Here is a 656-nt window from a genome sequence, read left to right as displayed (position 1 = left end):
ACTCACAGGGGTAACCATCGTTCACCCCACGGACGCCCATTGTTCAAATGGGGTGGAATATGAAGATGAAAGAAAATCCTGATTTATGGGCTGACCTCTTGAACGGCCTAAAAAATTCGTGGCCGCAGATATCCGGCTCGGTTTTGGCAATAGCGATTTGTTACGGGCGCCTGATTTACGACGGCGTAGAACGGAAGAATCGCTGGGTGGAGGCGCTGCTCTGTGGTGCTTTGTCATGGAGCGTATCCAGTGGTCTAGAACTGTTCGGTATTCCTATCAGTTTTGCTCCAGCTATTGGAGGTGCTGTTGGATTTATTGGCGTTGAGAAAATCCGCGAGTTTGCCGTTCGCGCCATTAATAAACGGTTGGGGGATAAACAATGAGCATAAATTCCCATTACCTGAATGTGAGGCTGCGTCAATTCCGCCGCTGGCGGGCATTGCACAGGCTGAGAAAACATTGGCGTGATGATCGGTTCTTTCTAAAGCTCGCTCGTGAACCTCGGTACAAGTGGCTGCGTGACCATTTTAATTTTTACGAACGTTACCAATTTCTCAGGTTACTGACAGAACATGAACAGCAACGGGGAATAATCTGATGACCAGAGGCATTAGCAATAACAATCCCGGCAACATTGATCACAATCCCGCTAATAA

General features: G+C 48.0%; 2 protein-coding genes. Both read left to right on the top strand.

The window, feature by feature from the left end:
- The first annotated feature begins 59 nt into the window (after nucleotides 1-59).
- The gene (locus tag AAC854_RS22905) at nucleotides 60-383 is read left to right on the top strand and encodes a phage holin, lambda family (protein ID WP_422824131.1); all 324 of its coding nucleotides are present in this window, start codon (nucleotides 60-62) and stop codon (nucleotides 381-383) included.
- Nucleotides 380-598 carry a hypothetical protein gene (locus AAC854_RS22900; RefSeq protein ID WP_340619100.1) on the top strand — a complete coding sequence of 73 codons (219 nt, stop codon included), beginning with the start codon at nucleotides 380-382 and terminating at the stop codon, nucleotides 596-598. The genes AAC854_RS22905 and AAC854_RS22900 overlap by 4 nt, the downstream gene beginning before the upstream one ends.
- Nucleotides 599-656: the final 58 nt, after the last annotated feature.

This window comes from Xenorhabdus entomophaga (genome assembly GCF_037996725.1).
GTDB lineage: Bacteria > Pseudomonadota > Gammaproteobacteria > Enterobacterales > Enterobacteriaceae > Xenorhabdus > Xenorhabdus khoisanae.
This window is presented reverse-complemented; position numbering and strand designations above follow the sequence as displayed.

Bases quoted from the DNA above. Each gene is read 5' to 3' on its own strand.
- AAC854_RS22900 (WP_340619100.1), top strand. From the start codon at position 380: ATGAGCATAAATTCCCATTACCTGAATGTGAGGCTGCGTCAATTCCGC.
- AAC854_RS22905 (WP_422824131.1), top strand. From the start codon at position 60: ATGAAGATGAAAGAAAATCCTGATTTATGGGCTGACCTCTTGAACGGC.